This window comes from Leeia aquatica, assembly GCF_012641365.1.
Classification (GTDB): Bacteria; Pseudomonadota; Gammaproteobacteria; order Burkholderiales; family Leeiaceae; genus Leeia; species Leeia aquatica.
Genome location: NZ_JABAIM010000001.1, coordinates 377,808 through 395,195 on the forward strand (window position 1 = coordinate 377,808; position 17,388 = coordinate 395,195).

Consider the following 17,388-nt stretch of genomic DNA (forward strand, 5'->3'; position numbering starts at 1 on the left):
ACCGAGGGTCGCCACCTGCGGCTTGCCCTCGGCGCGGCTTTCGGTCAGAATAGCTGCTGTCCCAATGTTGAGCTTCTGAACGCTCCATCATGACTTTCAATACCCTGAAACCGGATTGGCGATGGCGTCGCGCGTAAGCGCCCGCCCGGCTTTTTGCAGCTTCCGTTTTCAGGAGTTCCGGCATGTTTGCCCTCCCCGCTTCGCCCCGTATCATCGTGTTTCACCCTGTCCCCGCTGTGGGGGCATGGCCCTGGCGCCCCGCGCCTTAACGACCCTCTTCCCCTTTGCCGCCGGGCCTTCCTGCAGGAATTGGCCCGCCCCCGGATACCCCGTGGCGCCCGGATTGCGCCATGCTGAAATGACTAAGGATACCTTCCAACATGCTGGTCCTGATTGATAACTACGACAGCTTTACCTATAACCTGGCGCAGTACTTTGGCGAGTTGAACCAAGAGGTCAGGGTCTACCGCAACGATGAAATCAGCGTTGCCGACATTGAGGCCATGAAGCCAGATCATCTGGTGGTCTCCCCCGGCCCGTGCACCCCAAACGAAGCCGGTATCTCGGTGGCAGCCATTCTGCACTTTGCGGGCAAGCTGCCGATCCTCGGCGTCTGCCTCGGGCACCAGTCCATCGGGCAGGCATTTGGCGGCAAGATCGTCCACGCCCAACAACTGATGCACGGCAAGACCTCACCGGTACACCATCGCGGCACCAGCTGCTTTACCGGCCTGCCCAATCCGGTCACCTGCACCCGTTACCACTCACTGGTGATTGAGCGTGCCAGCCTGCCGGATTGCCTGGAGGTCACCGCCTGGACCGAGGATCAGGAAATCATGGGGGTACGCCACCGCAGCCTGCCGATCCACGGCGTGCAGTTCCATCCGGAATCCATCCTCACCGAGCATGGCCACGCCATGCTGCAAAACTTCCTGACGGGGGCCGCATGAACGCCCCGCTGACCCCATCGCTTACTGGAGATACCGGCATGATTACCCCGCAAGAAGCCCTGGTGCGTGTCATCGAGCACCGCGAAATCTTCCATGACGAAATGCTGCACCTGATGCGCATGATCATGCGCGGTGAAATGAGCCCGGTACAAATGGCCGGGCTCATCATTGGCCTGCGCGTGAAAAAAGAGACCGTGGGTGAGATCACCGCCGCGGCCCAGGTGATGCGCGAGTTTGCCACCAAGGTGGAGCTGGATGACCACACCCATCTGGTCGACATCGTCGGCACCGGTGGTGACGCCTCGCATACCTTCAACATCTCCACCACCAGCATGTTTGTCGCCGCCGCCGCTGGCGCGCGCGTCGCCAAGCATGGTGGCCGCTCGGTATCCAGCAGTTCAGGCAGCGCCGATGTGCTGGAATCGCTGGGTGCCAACATCAATCTCCCCCCTGCCAAGGTGGCCGAGTGCATCCGTGAAACCGGCATCGGCTTCATGTTCGCCCCCAACCACCACAGCGCCATGAAACACGCAGCGCCGGTGCGCAAGGAACTGGGCGTGCGTACCCTGTTCAACATCCTCGGGCCACTCACCAACCCGGCTGGTGCCAAGAACCAGCTGATGGGCGTGTTCCATCCGGACCTGGTCGGCATCCAGGTTCGCGTGTTGCAGCGGCTGGGCAGCGAGCATGTGCTGGTGGTGTACGGCATGAACGGCATGGATGAGCTCTCGCTCTCCGGCGAAAGCATGGTGGGCGAACTGGTGAATGGCCAGATTCGCGAGTATGTGGTCCACCCGGCGGATTTCGGCATGCCGGTCTATGACAGCCGCGTGCTACGGGTGGCCGACGTGGATGCCTCCAAGGCCAAGGTATACGAGGCGCTGGACAATGCAGAAGGCCCGGTACGCGATATCGTGCTGCTCAATGCCGGCGCCGCCCTCTACGCGGCGCAAGTATGCGGCAACATCAGCGAAGGCGTAACGCTCGCCCGTGTGGCGGTTGCCAGCGGTGCCGCCCGCGCCAAGCTGGAGCAATTCGTCCGCGTCACCCAGCAGCTAGCCCAATAACCCCCCGCCCCTGCGGGGGCGCTTGACCCTGCGAGCCGTACACCATGTCTGACATTCTGCAACGCATCCTCAGCGTGAAGGCGGAGGAAGTCGCCGCTGCCCGCCAGCACACCAGCCAGGCCATGCTGGAAGCCCAGATCGCCCAACAAGGCCCAACGCGGGATTTTGTCGGCGCCATCCGCGCCCGGCATGCCCGGCAGCACCCGGCCATCATCGCCGAGATCAAAAAGGCCAGCCCCAGCAAAGGCGTGATCCGCGAGGATTTCGAGCCCGCCAGCATCGCCGCTTCTTATGCCAGCGCAGGCGCAGCCTGCCTGTCGGTGCTCACCGATGCCCCCTTCTTCCAGGGCTCACCGGACTACCTGAAAGCCGCCCGTCAGGCGTGCGATCTGCCCGTCTTGCGCAAAGACTTCCTGGTCGATGCTTACCAAGTCTACGAAGCACGGGCGATGGGTGCAGACTGCATCCTGCTGATCGCCGCCGCGCTGAGCCTGGCACAGATGCAGGACATGGAGCGTCTGGCCCATCAACTGGGCATGGCGGTGCTAGTGGAAGTGCACAATGGCGACGAACTGACCGCCGCCCTGCAACTGAGCACCCCGCTGATCGGCATCAACAACCGTAACCTGCGCACCTTTGAGGTCAGCCTCGATACTACGCTGGACCTGCTGGCCCGCATCCCCGCCGACCGTATCGTGGTCACCGAAAGCGGCATCCTGCAAGCGGCGGATGTCGCGCTGATGCAGCAACATCAGGTACACACCTATCTGGTGGGCGAAGCCTTCATGCGCCAGCCCGATCCCGGCGTAGCCTTGCAGGCATTGTTCGGCAACTTCAACGCCTGACAGATTCACCCGCCACCACCGACTGATGATCAGGACTCAGCACGGAGAACATCATGACACAGGAAATCGCAACCCTCGGTGGTGGCTGCTTTTGGTGCCTGGAAGCCATTTTCCAGCAACTGCGTGGCGTGGAGAAGGTGGTATCCGGCTACAGTGGCGGGCATGTGCTCAATCCGGATTACAAGCAGGTGTGCCAGGGCACCACGGGCCATGCTGAAGTGGTGCAGGTCACATTTGATCCAGCGCAGATCGGCTATACGGACCTGCTGACGGTGTTCTTTACCATGCACGACCCGACCACGCTCAACCGGCAAGGGCATGATGTGGGCACCCAGTACCGCTCGGTGATTTTCAGCCATGATGACCATCAGGCGCGTATCGCCCGCGAGCTGATGCAGCAGCTGGCTCCCGAGTTTGACCAGCCTATCGTCACCGAGATCCGCCCGCTGGAGGTCTTCTACCCGGCGGAAGACTACCATCAGGACTACTACCAGCAACACCGCCAGCAGCCCTACTGCATGGCGGTGATCAGCCCCAAGCTCAGCGCGCTGCGCCGCAAGTTCGCGGCTCAAACCAAGCCAAGTTAATCCTCTGGCAGTGGCACCCGTAGCGCCAGGTCACGGTGGCAGGGCATGCTGTCGCCCACGCCGGGGCAGCCGAGCTGGTGCCATTCCCGCTGCGACAGCAGCAAGACCCAGTGTTGCCCGCTCTCTTCGACCTGAAGCTCGATCTGGCCGCCCAGCCGCTGTAATTGCCGAATGCAGGCATTGGCCGGGCCGTTGAAGCTGAACGCGTGCTCCGGCCACAGTCCGTCTGCATCCAGATTGCGGTGACCGAGGAAACGGGCTGCCCAGCGGCTGCCCGGCTGGTGGTAAAGCTGGTGCGCCGGGGCGCAGTGAATCAGCCGGCCTTGCCGGATCAATGCAATGCGGTCGCCCAGCTGGAAGGCTTCGCGCTGATCGTGGGTGACCAGCAGGCAGGGGATCGCCGCCTCACACAGCACCTCGCGCAGCATGGCTTGCAGCTCGCCACGCAGCGATTCGTCCAGGTTGGAGAAGGGTTCATCCAGCAGCAGCAGCCGGGGGGCGGCTGCCAGTGCACGTGCCACCGCCACCCGTTGCTGCTGCCCGCCAGACAAGGTCCACACCGGTCTGCCTGCCAGCGCTTCGAGCTGCAGGCGCTGCATCCAGTGATCAACCCGCTCAGTACGCTGGCGGGCATCGGTTTTCTGCACGGTAGGCGCAAAGGCGACGTTGTTCACCACGCTCAGGTGCGGGAACAGTGCGTAGTCCTGAAACACCATGGCGAACTGCCGCTGCTCGGCAGGCACTTCGGCCAGATCCTGCCCTTGCCAGCACACCCGCCCCTGATCCGGGCGCTCCAGCCCGGCCACCAGCTTCAGCAAGGTGCTTTTGCCGCAGCCAGACGGCCCCAGCAGGACCAGTGTTTCGGTGCCCTGCAGTTGCAGGCTGATCTGGTTCACCGCCAGTTGTGCGGCGCCGGGGTAGTGTCGGCACACCCCTTGCAGTTCAAGCACGCTGCCGCCCTCCCATGATCAAGGCAAAGACACCGCTGGCCAGCAACAGCAACTGGCAGGCCGCGGCTTGCGCCTGTAGCAAGTTGGTCCTGCCCGGGCGGCCCAGATGTTCATAAATCAGGGTGGTCACCGTGGCCCATTCCGGACGTTGCAGAAACAGGGTCACGGCAAACTCGCCCAGCATGCTGGCGGCAGCAAAGGCCAGCCCCACCCGCAGGCCGGGCAGCAATTGGGGCCAGACCACACGCCAGCCCGTCTGCCAGATGTTTGCCCCCAGGTTGCGCGCCGCCTGCGCCTGCTGCGGCGGTAGTTGCCGCCAGGCCAGCGTGAGGTTGCGGGTGACAAAGGGATACGCCAGCAGCACGTAGCCCGCGATCAACAAAGCCAGGCTGCCTGCCCACGCCGGATAGCTGATCAGCAAACCCAGCGACAATACGGAGGCGGACACCAGATACGGCGCGTAGCCCGCCAGTGCCCCCAGGCGCGGCCAACGCAACAGCACGCGGGCGAGCACCGCCCCCAGTACCGCCGCCAGCGGCAACGTCAACAAGGCAAAGCGCAGGGTATTGCCCACCGCAGGCCACCAGCTTTCGTCCTGCCACAGCAGACGGTAGCCCGCCCCGCCCTGTGCCAGGCTTTGCCACAGCAAAGCCAGTAAGGGTGCCAGTACCAGCGCACTGACCAGCAGCATCAGCAGGCTGGCCAGCAGTTTATGCAGGCGGGTCAAAGGCCAGTGCATCGGGAGGCCGCTTTGCGGCAGGGGCAGCACGCGCTCCTGCCGTGCATACAAGCCCACCAGCAGCGCACACCAGAGACATTGCAGCAGGGCCAGCACGCTGGCGGTGCCGAGGTCCAGCTGCATGGTGGTGAGACTGTAGATTTCCACTTCCAGCGTGGACCAGAAACGCCCGCCCAGCATCAGGGCTACGCCAAAGCTGGTGGAGCAGAACAGGAAGGTCAGCAGCAAGGCGGCCAGCACGCCGGGGCGAATCACCGGCCACACCACGCGGCGCAAAATCTGCGCGGGTGATGCGCCCAGCGTGCGGGCGGCCATGATGCTGGAAGCCGGTACTCGCCCCAGCGCGGTGTAACTCATCCACACCACCAGACCGAGGTTATAGAACAGATAACCCCACATCAGCAGCGGGAAGCCCTCCTCCAGCGACCACGGCAACACGCCGGTATGGCCTACCAGCGACAGCACCGCAAGCGCAGCAACTACCGTAGGTACCAGAAAGGGCAACAGCAAGGCCCGCAACCACCAGCGATGCCCAGGAAAGCGCCAGGTAAAACAATACCAGGCCACTGGCACGCCCAGCACACCACATAGCAGGGCTGCCAACGCCCCTTGCAGTACCGTGAGTCCGATCCGCTTCCAGTAATACCCGTCACCAAGTACCAGCACGCTGGACGCCCCGCCGCTCGCCAGCATGTGGCAGAAGGGCCAGACCACCACCACAAGCAGGTAGGCCAGCGTCAGCCCCCCCAGCGCGCCCAGTAACAGGCGTGGCAAACGGTCAGCGTGCCGGGTGGTCATGATGTGCGTACGTCAGCTCAAGGCCGCATGATGCGGGTCCAGCGCGCCACCCAGTCTTGCAACTGCTGTGCATTCTGGCTGACCACCGGTTGCTCATTCTTGTTGCTGCCCTGCGGCGCCTGGGCGAAACGATAGCTGTCATCCAGCTTCACCGTTTGCAGCACCGGGAACATCCACATGGAGGTGGGCAGCTCCTGCTGCACGCCTTCCGATTGCAGGAAAGCAATGAAAGCCTTGCCCAGTGCGGCTTCCTTGCCCCCCTTGACCAAGGCGACGCCTTCTACCTGCATGAAGCGGCTGCCCGGCAGATACAGATTATCGGTGGGCGGCTCTTTCAGCTTGCCTTCGCTGTAGAACAGCTCCGCAGCGGGTGAGGTCTGGTAGCTGACCACAAAGGGGCGCTTGCCGCCATTGCGGGAGAATTCCTTCTCATAGGCTTCGGTCCAGCCCTGAGTGATCTTCAGGTCGTTGTCACGCAGTTTTTCCCAGAACGCCCAGGCTTTCTGCTCGCCAAAGTGGTTGACGGTGGCCGCCAGAAACGCAAGGCCGGTACTGCTGGTTGCCGGGTTTTCCACCACCAGCATGCCTTTGTAAGCAGGCTGGGTGAGGTCTTCCAGCGTCTTGGGCAGCGCCAGCTTGTGTTGCGCGACATAGGCTTTGTCGACATTCAGCATCACCCAGCCGTAGTCCACCGGGGTCAAGGCATCACCCAGCTTGAAGCTCCGCACGTTGGCGCTGGTCGGGGCCGTGTAACGCTCCAGCACGCCAGCGGATTGCGCTTTGGCCAGCAGCAGGTTGTCAATGCCGTACACCACATCGGCAATCGGTGCCGACTTGGTGAGGATCAGCTTGTTCAGCATCTCTCCCGCATCGCCCGCCTTGATGATGCTGACCTTGACGCCATTCTTCTGCTCGAATTCGGCCAGTTTTTGTTTATTCACCGAGAATGAGCTGTGTGACAGTACACGCAACTCGGCAGCTTGCAGGGCAGACGCAGCCAGAACGGCCACAGCGGAAACAACCAGACGACGCAACAACATGAACATCCCCTTTTACGGACGAAAAGGAGAAAGCGCTAGAACACGCTCCCTCCGCTGGCATGACCCAGATCAGGTGTTAGGGTATCTCTCAGCCCGGCACGCGGGCACCCCTGGTGTGCAAGGCCGCGATTATACACAGCCCACCCGGGCTCGCCCAGTGACGTTCATCGCCCTGTAATGAATGCAGCCTTTGTCCGACTGAAGATTACCGGCCACCATTCGGCTGGCTCTGGTGAACTCACCCAACACTCAGGAGACACAACATGAATCTACCCCTTCGTAACTCGGGCGCCGTACTGGCTTTGGCGGCAGCCGCATTGCTGGCCGGTTGCAGCAGCATGGGCAATGCAGACAAGATGAGCAGTGCCGACAAGGTGATGTGCAGCGGCGTCAACAGCTGCAAGGGTACGTCGGAATGCAAGACCGCCAGCAGCGCCTGCAAGGGTCAGAACAGCTGCAAGGGGCAAGGCTGGCTGTCAATGAGCGCCGCAGAATGCAGCAAGGCCGGTGGCAAGGCGATGTAATTCCGCCCGCGCCAAAAGCAACAGGGCGGGAAATCCCGCCCTGTGTCCTCTTCATCCTCCCACCGGCCTTTCGGCCCTTCACGCAGTTCACGCTGTAATTGTTGCCGCGCTTGCTGCCGCTTGGCTTTCTCGCTGTTGCCATGCGCCCCGGCATGACGCTGCCGGGCTGCCAGTGCCAGCGCATTGCGTGGCACCAGGGTTTTTCCTCTTTGCTTCATGATGACGGCTCCTTGATTCAAATCTTGATTTGAGATTGGGGGGAGCCTCCGCTCCCCCGCAGGCGGTTCAGCCCTTGATGCACAGCACTTGTTTCAGGGTATGGACCACTTCCACCAGATCGGTCTGGTGTGACATCACCTGGTCGATATCCTTGTACGCACCGGGAATCTCGTCCAGCACGCCACGGTCCTTGCGGCACTCCACACCGGCGGTTTGCAGCTCCAGGTCATGCCGGGTAAAACGTCGCCGCGCGTCCGTCCGGCTCATCACGCGGCCCGCGCCATGCGAGCAGGAGCAGAATGATTGCGCATTGCCCAGCCCACGCACGATGAAACTGCGCGCCCCCATGCTGCCGGGGATAATGCCCAGCTCTCCCTGCCCGGCGCGAATAGCACCTTTGCGGGTGATGTACAGCGATTGCCCGAAGTGTGTTTCTTCCTGCACATAGTTGTGGTGGCAGTTGATGGCCTCGCCATCCAGCCCAAAGGCGGGCAGCAAGGGCCGTATGGCGGACACCACCAGCTCCATCATGGTGCGCCGGTTGAGCAAGGCGTAATCCTGTGCCCAGTTCAGCGCCTCCACATAGTCATCAAACCACTCACTGCCTTCTTGCAGATAGGCGAGGTCGATGTCTGGCAGATGAATCTGATGGCGACGCATTTCCTTGCGGGCCGCGTCGATGAAATAGCGCCCCATGACATTACCGATGCCCCGGCTGCCTGAGTGCAGCATCACCCACACCCGTTGTTCTTCGTCCAGGCACAGCTCGATGAAGTGGTTGCCACCGCCCAGCGTGCCCATCTGGCAACGCCAGGTCTGGGCAAACTTGCGCTGCATCTTCATCAGCCCCGGATGCTTGCCGACAATGACATCCAGCCGCGCATCCAGCGGACGGCTGATACGGGCAAACGCGCTGCCGCGTACTTTGCTGGCTTCGTGCTGGTTGAACCCCACCGGCACACTGGCTTCGATACTGCTGCGCAAGCGGAGCAGATTGTCAGGCAGGTCTGACGCCGTCAGCGTGGTACGAATGGCGTTCATGCCGCAACCGATATCCACCCCGACAGCCGCCGGAATGATGGCGCCCTTGGTGGGAATCACACTGCCCACGGTGGCGCCGATACCAGCATGGACATCCGGCATGGCCGCGATATGGCCATGTACGATGGGGAGTTGTGCCACATTGACCAGCTGCTGCATGGCCTGTGGCTCGATCTGGTCCGTCCAGATCTTGACCGGAACCCGGCCTTTATTGAGGGTAAGCAAAATGCCCATGTTGAATCTTCCAATGCAAAACGCCCCGGGTAAGCCGGGGCGTGCAAGGAAGCGCGTCGTCTACCTGGCCTCGGCGGATCATGAACAAACCGATCCAACCCGGGGCGAAGACTGGGAGATCGGTTACTGGGTCAAGCCTTTCTGCGTCGTCATCGATACTCTCCTTTCTGGGTTGACGTACTACACATCCAACAATGCGGCGCAGTCTGCCGCAGTCGACTGGGCAGCGTCAATGGTGTGCGCTAAGCAAAGTGCAACCATTACGCAACAGTGTATCTTTATGGCAACAAATCATTCCTTGACCCCGGCTTGATACCCTCGTCAAAAAGGCGGAGAATGCGCTGCAAGTCGGCTTGCATGTGGGGAATCCACAGCATGGTGCAAGCCGATGACGCCAACCCGTTTTTTGCCGTACGCCACAGAGCTGCGTACCGCCCTCATGCCTGCTGGAGGAATTCCCATGGCCAAGTCTGTCGTTACCCTCGCCCACTATTACACCACCCCGGAAATCCAGCAGATGGCCGACAAGGTCGGTGATAGCCTGGAGCTTTCGCTGTTTGCGCGCGACGCCCAGGCCGACATCATCGTGTTTGCCGGTGTGCGTTTCATGGCGGAAACCGCCAAGATCCTGAATCCGAACGCAACGGTCGTCCTGCCGGATCGCGGGTCGACCTGTTCGCTGGTCGAACAGACCGATGTGGCTGCGCTGAAAGCATGGCGCGAAGCCCACCCGGACCATGTGCATGTGTCCTACATCAATTCGTCCGCCCAGCACAAAGCCTTGTCGGACTGGATCGTGACCAGCCGCAATGTGGACGACATCATTGCCCACCTGTATGCCGAGGGCAAGAAAGTGATCTTCTCGCCCGACCGCAATATGGGTGCCTATCTGAATTTCCAGTATGGCTACGACATGCCCTTGTGGTCCGCCGTCTGTGAAGTGCATGACAAATTCAACCAGGCGGCCCTGGATGAAGCGTTTGCCAGTGTTGGCGGACTGCCGCATGCCCTGATCGCCCACCCTGAGAGCCCGTTGCCGGTGTTGCAGCAGGCCGATTACGTGGGATCGACCAGCGGCATGCTGAACTGGGTCAAGCAGTATCAGGGCGCGGCCAATGGCGTGATCTTTGTCGCAACCGAGGATGGCATTCTCTACAACATGAAGCTGGCCCGTCCGGAACTGGACATCCGCCAGGCGCCGATTTATGCCGGTTGCCAGTGCAACCAGTGTCCATACATGAAGCTGAATACCATTGAGGCCGTCAAACGCGCGCAACAAGGCGAAGGTATCGTGATTGATTACCTGAGTGAGGCCGATATGGATGCGGCCCGTTTGCCGATTGAGCGCATGCTGGAATTTTCCAGTCAGTATTATCGTTGAGGGGCGGCGCGGTGAAACTGGACTACCTGATCTACATTGGCCGCTTCCAGCCGCTGCACCATGGCCATCTGGCCACGGTACAAAAGGCGCTGGAGCTGGCGGAAAAAGTCATCATCATCTGCGGCTCCGCCCGCCGTGCCAAGAGCTATGAGTTGCCCTGGTCGGTCGAAGAGCGTGAGCAGATGCTGCGTGCCTGCCTGAGTCCGGAGCAGCAAAACCGGGTGTACTGCGTCGGGGTATCTGATCGCATGTACAACGACCAGCAGTGGGTCACCGAGGTGCAGAATGCGGTGGACAAGGTGATCGCGGTGGATACCGTCAATCTGGCCAGCCGCCCGGCCAGCTATCGCATCGGCACCATTGGCTCCAAGCTGGGCTTTGATACCTACTATCTGGACTTTTTCCCACAATGGCAGCGTATCGAAGTCGAAGAGGTACCGGGGCCTAACGCCAGCGCCATCCGCCACGCCTACTTTGAGAGCCCGGAAGCATTTGAGCCGTTTGAAGCCCTGCTGCCGGAACCCGTACGTACCTGTCTGCTGGAATTCCGCCGCAGCAGCGAGTACGCCAATCTGGCATCCGAATATCGCTTTGTGCAGCAATACAAGGCGGCCTGGCGCGCTGCCCCCTACCCGCCCACCTTTGTGACCGTAGACGCGGTGGTCATTCACTCTGGCCACATCCTGCTGGTGCGCCGCCGCGCCCAACCGGGCAAAGGACAATGGGCTTTGCCGGGAGGGTTTGTGGAGCAGAACGAGCGGCTGAAGGATGCCGCCATCCGCGAGCTGCGTGAAGAAACCCGTCTGAAAGTACCGGTGCCGGTGCTGGCGGGCTCGATTCGGGGCAGCAAGGTGTTTGACCATCCTGGTCGCAGCCTGCGCGGCCGCACCATCAGCCATGCCTTCCTGTTCGAACTGGTCCCCACCCAGGAAGGCTTGCCGCGGGTGAAGGCCGCAGATGATGCCGACAAGGTACGCTGGGTACCGCTCTCACAGTTTTCCCGCATGGAGAGCGAGTTGTTCGAGGACCACTTCTATATGGTGAACTGGTTCCTCGGCCAGATTTGATCCGTATCATTGCAGTGCGCATTCCGGGTTAACCCTGATGGAGAGGACGCCGGATTGGTGTAGACTGAAACCCGGATGTCACATTTGATTGGAATAGCGCGAGTCCGTATGGGGACCAGGAAAACCCTCCGCTTACGAAGCCTCTGCTGCAAGCAGCAGCTCAGGTCCGTGATGTGCAGCCTGAGCATCCTGCTTGCCGGAAGCGCCATGGCAGACCATCACTGTACCCGGCTTCGGGTGTCCGGCAATGCCGAGTACCCCCCTTTCCTGTGGGTAGATCCCGTGCATGCCGAGCAGCTGGTCGGTGCCAATGCCGAGCTGATGTCCATGCTGTCCAAAGAAATCGGCATTCCGGTACAGATGGTATATAGCGGCCCATGGGGGCGCACTCAAGCCATGACGAAAGCCGGTCTGGTTGACATGATCGCGGGGGCATTTGATACCCATGAACGCCGCGGCTACATGAGCTACATCAGCACGCCGATCTATCTGACACGCAGCGTGATCTGGATCCGGGATGACAAGCCCATTGCCCCGAAGAATTGGGAAGAACTGGCGAATTTCTCAGGCATCACGGTCATCAACAACAGCTTTGGCAATAATTTCGACATGTTTGCCGAGCGCATGCTTCATATTCAGAAAGTCGGCAGCCTTGAGGTTGCCTTGCGCATGCTGCAAGCGGGCCGTGCCGACTATCTGGTCTATGAAGATCAGCCTGCCCAGGCCTACATCCAGAAGCTGGGACTCAAGCGACTCAGCATCCTGCCCCTGCCCATCAGCCAGGAAGCACTGTATCTGACACTGTCGCTCAAATCACCTTGCTATAGTCCGGAGCTGGTCAGTCGGCTGGAAGCCGCGATGAAAAAGCTGAACAGCCAGGGCGTCATGTCGGGTCTTTTGGAAAAGTATCAGCAGGCATGGGGCGCACCAGCAATCAATACACCGCGTGCACCCTTATTCTGACGGCGACGGGAAAAGCAGAGCTGGAGGAATGATACTGGCGTCCCCACGGGGATTCGAACCCCGGTTATCGCCGTGAAAGGGCGGTGTCCTAGGCCTCTAGACGATGGGGACATCGGGACTACTGGAGCAGCTTGTCCAGCAGCGAGGCATTGCGAGGGCTGAACTATAGAGAAAGCCGCCACACCTGTCAAGTCCGCACACTTTCTGTGCAGCAATACAGCCACATGCCTTCTGGCAGTGCATACATCACGCCAAACATGGCAAAGGCTGGCATTTTTTACATGGCATGAGCCTTGCTGATCAAGTCATGCCCCGGGCGATCCCTGGGGCTTCTGATTATTTGCCTCACAAGGAAAGACCATGCCTGACCATAGCATGATGCAACTGACGACCCCGGACGCCATTAAAAGCCGTCTGCCCGAACTCTGTCATTTACTGCGGGATGCAGTAGAGGGCGGTGCCTCAGTGGGTTTTACCCTGCCCCTGAGTGAAGAAGCGCTGCAAGCCTACTGGCACGCCGTAGCATCGCAACTGGATGATGGCTTGCTGCTCTGGGTATTGTACGAAGACGATACGCTGGCGGGCAGTGTCCAGCTCAGCCTGTGCGGCAAGAGCAACGGCCGCCACCGTGCGGAGGTACAAAAGCTGTTTGTTCTGCAGGCCTGCCGTCGCCGCGGTTACGCCCAGCAATTGATGGCAGTGGTAGAAGAAGCTGCACAGGCGCATGGACGCCACCTGCTGGTGCTGGATACCGAATCGGGCAAACCTGCTGTACAACTCTATCGTAGTCTGGGTTATCAGTTCGGGGGCAGCATTCCGGACTATGCCTATAGCCCGGATGGCGAGCTGCACCCGACCGAGTACTACTACAAGTTACTGGCCTGAGCCCACCCCGCCCTGCCCCAGGGCGGGTAAATCACGCAGCGCCAGCCGCAATGGCATTGGCAAGGCGCACCACACTCATGGCGTACAGCGTGCTCTTGTTATAGCGGGTAATCACAAAGAAATTGGGCAGACCCAGCCAGTGCTCTACCACACCAGGCGAGGTTTCCAGCGGGAACAGAATGGCTTTATCCTGCAGGTTGACCTCGCCCATCGGCTTGACGCCGAACTTGGCCATCTCGGCCACCGTCCAGTTCAGGTTGAAACGCTCGGCCACCAGGGTCGGGTAGCTTTCACCGCTGACCATGGCCTGTACCGTCAGGTCGCCACCTTTCTGCCAGCCATAGGACTGCAAATAGTTGGCAATGCTGTAGATGGCATCGGTCTGATTGTTCCAGATGTCCTTGTGGCCATCACCATCGCCATCCACTGCATACTTGTTAAAGGTAGAGGGCATGAATTGTGGCAAGCCCATCGCACCAGCGTAGGAGCCCTTGTAAGTGAGCGGGTCGCCCCCTTCTGCCCGCGCCAGGAGCAGGAAGGCTTCCAGTTCTCCCTGGAAGTACTCGGCACGACGCGGATAATCAAAGCCGATGGTGCTGAGCACGTCGACCAGCCGGAAGCTGCCCGCATTACGACCGTAATCGGTTTCAACGCCGAGGATGGCCACGATGATCTCTGCCGGCACGCCATATTTGGCGCTGGCGGCTTCCAGCGTCGCCCGGTTCTGCTTGTAGTACGCCACGCCCCGGGCAATGCGGGTGCTGTTGACAAAGTTGGGCTGGTACTTGTACCAGGGTTGCGCCGTACCCGGGCGATCGAGAATCTCCAGCACCCTGGGCTTTTCCACCACCTGGTCAAACAGACGATAGAGCGATTCTTTCTCAAACTGGTGCTGTTTCACCATCTTGTCGATGAAGGCGGCCACCTCTGGCTTGGCAGCCAGATCCGAGGCCTGTGCCGATATACCCAGCATGATGCTGCTTGCCACTACGGCAAGTTGTCGTAAAACAGCCATGAGTCAAACAATCCCTGTGTAGGTTGATGTTGTATCGTTCATGTGCACGCCGCTCAGGGGTGGATCACTACCAGCACGGCTCGTGCGGGTAGTGCATGGCGGTTGTGGATGGCGTGCTCGCAATCCGCACCATAGCGGGCGGTTTCGCCGGATTGCAAGACATGCCGCTCATCCTGCACACACACTTCCAGCTCTCCCTCGAGCACCGTCAGGTGTTCACGTGCGCCCGGGTCATGTCCGGCAGACACCAGCTCACCATGCGGCGCCAGTGTCAGCTCATACCACTCAAAGCGCCCTGCCAGCTCCATCGGCCCCAGAATGCGAAGCTGATAGCGTTGTTCCGGGCCACTCAACGCCGGTGTCTCGTGCCGACGTACGACATGAATATGATTGGGTTGTTCCCGCTCAGTCGTAAAAAGCTGTGCCAGCTCCAGCCCGAAAGCATTGGCCAGTCGCCAGGTCACGGCGATGGTCGGGTTGGCCTTGTCCCGCTCAATCTCGGACAGCATGGACTTGGACACCCCGGCAATGCGGGACAGGTCGTCCAGCGTCATGCCACGCTCAGCGCGCAATGCCTGTATCAGGCTGCCGATGCGTGGCGGGGACTGGGGAATATTGGGGACATCAGACACGTGGTTTCCAATCAGGGGTCGAAACACAGTTCGATATATCGAACTTTAATCTTTTATTTCGATCATGTTCAGGATAGACTGAAGACATACTAACAAAATACCCGGCGACGGGCTGCTAAACTGAATGCAGCAATCGCCCTTCCCCACCCTCCCCCAAGGACGGACCCATGCGTGACGCTTTCTTGCAGCACCTGCAAACTACCCTGCAGCAGATTCGTGATGATGGCTTCTACAAACAGGAACGCCTGATCCAGAGCCCGCAACATGCTGGCATTACCCTAAAAGGTGGTCAGCAGGTACTGAATTTCTGCGCCAACAATTACCTGGGGCTGGCGGACGATGCCCGCCTGATCGCAGCCGCCAAGCAAGGTCTGGACGAGTTTGGCTTCGGCATGGCCTCGGTTCGCTTTATCTGTGGCACGCAGACCTTGCACACCCGGCTGGAAGCGGCGCTGTCAGCCTTTCTGGGCACCGACGACACCATCCTGTACGGCAGCTGCTTTGATGCCAATGGTGGCCTGTTTGAAACCCTGCTGTCCGAGGACGATGCCATCATCAGCGATGAGCTGAACCACGCATCCATCATTGATGGTGTGCGCCTGTGCAAAGCCAAGCGCTTCCGCTACAAAAACAACGACATGGCTGATCTGGAAGCCCAGTTACAAGCCGCCGATGCCGCAGGGGCCCGCTTCAAGCTGATCGCCACCGATGGTGTGTTCTCGATGGATGGCATCATTGCTGATCTGAAGTCGGTGTGTGATCTGGCCGACCGTTATGGTGCACTGGTGATGGTGGATGATTCCCACGCGGTCGGTTTCATTGGTGAACACGGTCGCGGCACTCCGGAGCTGTGTGGGGTGGAAAGCCGCATCGACATTTATACCGGCACGCTGGGCAAGGCACTAGGTGGCGCATCCGGCGGCTACACCTCAGGTCGCAAGGCCATCATTGACCTGCTGCGCCAGCGCTCACGTCCCTACCTGTTCTCCAATAGCCTGGCCCCGACCATCGCCGCCGCCTCGCTGACAGTACTGGAATTGCTGCAAAGTGAGGAAGGCGCGCAGTTGCGCCGGCAGGTACGTGCCAATGGCGAACTCTTCCGTCGTGAAATGAGTGCGCTGGGCTTCAATCTGGTTCCCGGCCAACATCCGATCATCCCGGTGATGCTGGGCGATGCGGCCTTGGCCAGCCGGTTGGCGGATGCCTTGCTGCAGGAAGGCGTGTATGTGATCGGCTTCTCTTACCCGGTGGTACCGAAAGGCAAGGCACGCATCCGTACCCAGATGAGTGCGGCCCACACAACAGCGCAGATTGAGCAAGCGGTAGCCGCCTTTGCCAAGGCCGGTAAAGCCGTCGGTGCCATCTGAGGAGCATGACCATGAAAGCACTGGCCAAACTGAGCCCGGAACCGGGCCTGACGCTGACCCGGGTAAAAAAACCCGAGGTCGGGCATAACGATGTCCTGATCAAGATCCGCAAAACCGCCATTTGTGGCACCGACATTCACATCTGGAAGTGGGACGAGTGGGCGCAAAAGACCATCCCGGTACCGATGCATGTCGGCCACGAGTATGTGGGGGAGATCGTCGAGATGGGACAGGAAGTGCGCGGCTTCCAGATTGGGGATCGCGTCTCGGGAGAGGGCCACATCACCTGTGGCTTCTGCCGCAACTGTCGCGCCGGTCGCCGTCACCTGTGCCGCAATACCACCGGCGTGGGGGTGAATCGCGAAGGCGCGTTTGCCGAGTATCTGGTGATTCCCGCCTTCAATGCCTTCAAGATTCCGGATGATATTTCCGACGATCTGGCCGCCATCTTCGACCCCTTTGGCAATGCCACCCATACCGCGCTGAGCTTCAATCTGGTGGGTGAGGATGTACTGATCACCGGCGCCGGGCCGATTGGCATCATGGCCGTCGCCATTGCACGCCATGTCGGCGCACGCCACATCGTGATCACCGATGTGAATGACTACCGGCTGGAACTCGCCCGCAAAATGGGTGCGACCCGCGCGGTCAATGTCAGTCGGGAAAACCTGCAGGACGTGATGGACGAACTGCGGATGACGGAAGGCTTTGACGTTGGTCTGGAAATGTCCGGCGTACCTTCGGCCTTCTCCAGCATGCTCACGCACATGAACCACGGCGGCAAGATCGCCCTGCTCGGCATCCCGCCCAGCAATACTGCCATTGACTGGAATCAGGTGATCTTCAAGGGGCTGGAGATCAAGGGGATTTATGGCCGGGAAATGTTCGAGACCTGGTACAAGATGGTCTCCATGCTGCAAAGCGGCCTGGACCTGAGCCCCATCATTACCCACCACTACACGGTGGATGACTACCAGGCTGGCTTTGAGGCCATGCTCTCCGGCCAGAGCGGCAAGGTCATCCTCGACTGGACCCGTTAGCCCCTACTGAGTTGTGGCTGAATTGCCAACCTGTACAAAAGGAC

The 17,388-nt window shown here is 60.4% G+C and carries 18 protein-coding genes, 1 tRNA gene and 1 riboswitch; of the genes, 12 read left to right on the forward strand and 7 right to left on the reverse strand.

The features are described 5' to 3' along the window. Positions 1-380: 380 nt before the first annotated feature. Genes HF682_RS01660 through msrA form a run of 4 tightly spaced genes read left to right on the forward strand, consistent with a single transcriptional unit; the run spans position 381 to position 3,449 of the window. Positions 381-950, forward strand: a complete 570-nt coding sequence (locus tag HF682_RS01660) for an aminodeoxychorismate/anthranilate synthase component II (RefSeq protein ID WP_168875520.1) — start codon at positions 381-383, stop codon at positions 948-950. A 38-nt stretch (positions 951-988) separates the two neighbouring features. Next, complete coding sequence (gene trpD, locus HF682_RS01665; RefSeq protein ID WP_168876865.1) at positions 989-2,017, forward strand: anthranilate phosphoribosyltransferase; 1,029 nt, start codon at positions 989-991, stop codon at positions 2,015-2,017. A 44-nt stretch (positions 2,018-2,061) separates the two neighbouring features. Next, positions 2,062-2,862: an indole-3-glycerol phosphate synthase TrpC gene (gene trpC / locus HF682_RS01670; protein ID WP_168875521.1), complete on the forward strand. Its 801-nt coding sequence runs from the start codon at positions 2,062-2,064 to the stop codon at positions 2,860-2,862. A 53-nt stretch (positions 2,863-2,915) separates the two neighbouring features. Next, positions 2,916-3,449 carry a peptide-methionine (S)-S-oxide reductase MsrA gene (msrA, locus tag HF682_RS01675; protein ID WP_205881862.1) on the forward strand — a complete coding sequence of 178 codons (534 nt, stop codon included), beginning with the start codon at positions 2,916-2,918 and terminating at the stop codon, positions 3,447-3,449. On the opposite strand, the gene HF682_RS01680 is transcribed toward msrA, so the two are convergent. From HF682_RS01680 to HF682_RS01690, 3 genes are read right to left on the reverse strand one after another with little or no spacing between them, the layout of a single operon-like run. Beyond that, a complete protein-coding gene (locus HF682_RS01680; RefSeq protein WP_168875522.1) occupies positions 3,446-4,399 on the reverse strand; it encodes an ABC transporter ATP-binding protein in 954 nt (317 codons plus the stop codon). The genes msrA and HF682_RS01680 overlap by 4 nt on opposite strands. Further along, entirely contained in the window at positions 4,392-5,936 is a 1,545-nt protein-coding gene (locus tag HF682_RS01685) for an ABC transporter permease (protein WP_168875523.1), read from the reverse strand. Before HF682_RS01685 ends, HF682_RS01680 begins: the two co-directional genes overlap by 8 nt. A 17-nt stretch (positions 5,937-5,953) precedes the next feature. Continuing rightward, positions 5,954-6,976, reverse strand: a complete 1,023-nt coding sequence (locus tag HF682_RS01690) for a thiamine ABC transporter substrate-binding protein (protein ID WP_168875524.1) — start codon at positions 6,974-6,976, stop codon at positions 5,954-5,956. A 28-nt stretch (positions 6,977-7,004) separates the two neighbouring features. Beyond that, positions 7,005-7,098, reverse strand: a riboswitch (TPP riboswitch). Between the two features lie 141 nt (positions 7,099-7,239). Between HF682_RS01690 and bufA2 the strand changes: the two genes are divergently transcribed. Then, positions 7,240-7,500, forward strand: a complete 261-nt coding sequence (bufA2, locus tag HF682_RS01695) for a BufA2 family periplasmic bufferin-type metallophore (RefSeq protein ID WP_168875525.1) — start codon at positions 7,240-7,242, stop codon at positions 7,498-7,500. Positions 7,501-7,785: 285 nt separating this feature from the next. Here bufA2 and HF682_RS01700 read toward each other — a convergent pair whose 3' ends face one another. Further along, entirely contained in the window at positions 7,786-8,994 is a 1,209-nt protein-coding gene (locus tag HF682_RS01700; RefSeq protein WP_168875526.1) for an RtcB family protein, read from the reverse strand. Here HF682_RS01700 and HF682_RS01705 point away from each other — a divergent pair. The 4 genes from HF682_RS01705 (at position 8,993) to HF682_RS01720 (ending at position 12,405) form a co-directional block, all read left to right on the forward strand. Further along, positions 8,993-9,307 carry a hypothetical protein gene (locus HF682_RS01705; RefSeq protein WP_168875527.1) on the forward strand — a complete coding sequence of 105 codons (315 nt, stop codon included), beginning with the start codon at positions 8,993-8,995 and terminating at the stop codon, positions 9,305-9,307. The genes HF682_RS01700 and HF682_RS01705 overlap by 2 nt on opposite strands. 147 nt (positions 9,308-9,454) lie before the next feature. Then, the gene (gene nadA / locus HF682_RS01710) at positions 9,455-10,375 is read left to right on the forward strand and encodes a quinolinate synthase NadA (RefSeq protein WP_168875528.1); all 921 of its coding nucleotides are present in this window, start codon (positions 9,455-9,457) and stop codon (positions 10,373-10,375) included. Positions 10,376-10,386: 11 nt separating this feature from the next. Further along, the gene (locus tag HF682_RS01715) at positions 10,387-11,442 is read left to right on the forward strand and encodes a bifunctional nicotinamide-nucleotide adenylyltransferase/Nudix hydroxylase (RefSeq protein ID WP_168875529.1); all 1,056 of its coding nucleotides are present in this window, start codon (positions 10,387-10,389) and stop codon (positions 11,440-11,442) included. A gap of 207 nt (positions 11,443-11,649) precedes the next feature. Continuing rightward, positions 11,650-12,405, forward strand: coding sequence for a substrate-binding periplasmic protein (locus HF682_RS01720; RefSeq protein WP_168875530.1), 756 nt, complete (start codon positions 11,650-11,652; stop codon positions 12,403-12,405). 35 nt (positions 12,406-12,440) lie between these two features. Here the strand turns inward: HF682_RS01720 and HF682_RS01725 are convergent. Beyond that, positions 12,441-12,516 (reverse strand) — tRNA-Glu (locus HF682_RS01725). Between the two features lie 249 nt (positions 12,517-12,765). On the opposite strand from HF682_RS01725, the gene HF682_RS01730 reads away from it, so the two are divergent. Beyond that, positions 12,766-13,290, forward strand: a complete 525-nt coding sequence (locus HF682_RS01730) for a GNAT family N-acetyltransferase (RefSeq protein ID WP_205881864.1) — start codon at positions 12,766-12,768, stop codon at positions 13,288-13,290. 31 nt (positions 13,291-13,321) lie between these two features. Here HF682_RS01730 and mltB read toward each other — a convergent pair whose 3' ends face one another. Together mltB and HF682_RS01740 are read right to left on the reverse strand one after the other, a co-directional pair. Next, positions 13,322-14,305: a lytic murein transglycosylase B gene (mltB, locus tag HF682_RS01735; protein WP_168875531.1), complete on the reverse strand. Its 984-nt coding sequence runs from the start codon at positions 14,303-14,305 to the stop codon at positions 13,322-13,324. A gap of 53 nt (positions 14,306-14,358) precedes the next feature. Beyond that, positions 14,359-14,937, reverse strand: coding sequence for a helix-turn-helix domain-containing protein (locus HF682_RS01740; RefSeq protein ID WP_308418685.1), 579 nt, complete (start codon positions 14,935-14,937; stop codon positions 14,359-14,361). Positions 14,938-15,104: 167 nt separating this feature from the next. On the opposite strand from HF682_RS01740, the gene HF682_RS01745 reads away from it, so the two are divergent. Both HF682_RS01745 and tdh read left to right on the forward strand, forming a co-directional pair. Further along, positions 15,105-16,304, forward strand: a complete 1,200-nt coding sequence (locus HF682_RS01745; protein ID WP_168875532.1) for a glycine C-acetyltransferase — start codon at positions 15,105-15,107, stop codon at positions 16,302-16,304. Between the two features lie 11 nt (positions 16,305-16,315). Next, on the forward strand, positions 16,316-17,344 hold the full coding sequence (gene tdh / locus HF682_RS01750) for an L-threonine 3-dehydrogenase (RefSeq protein WP_168875533.1): 1,029 nt from the start codon (positions 16,316-16,318) through the stop codon (positions 17,342-17,344). Positions 17,345-17,388 lie beyond the last annotated feature (44 nt).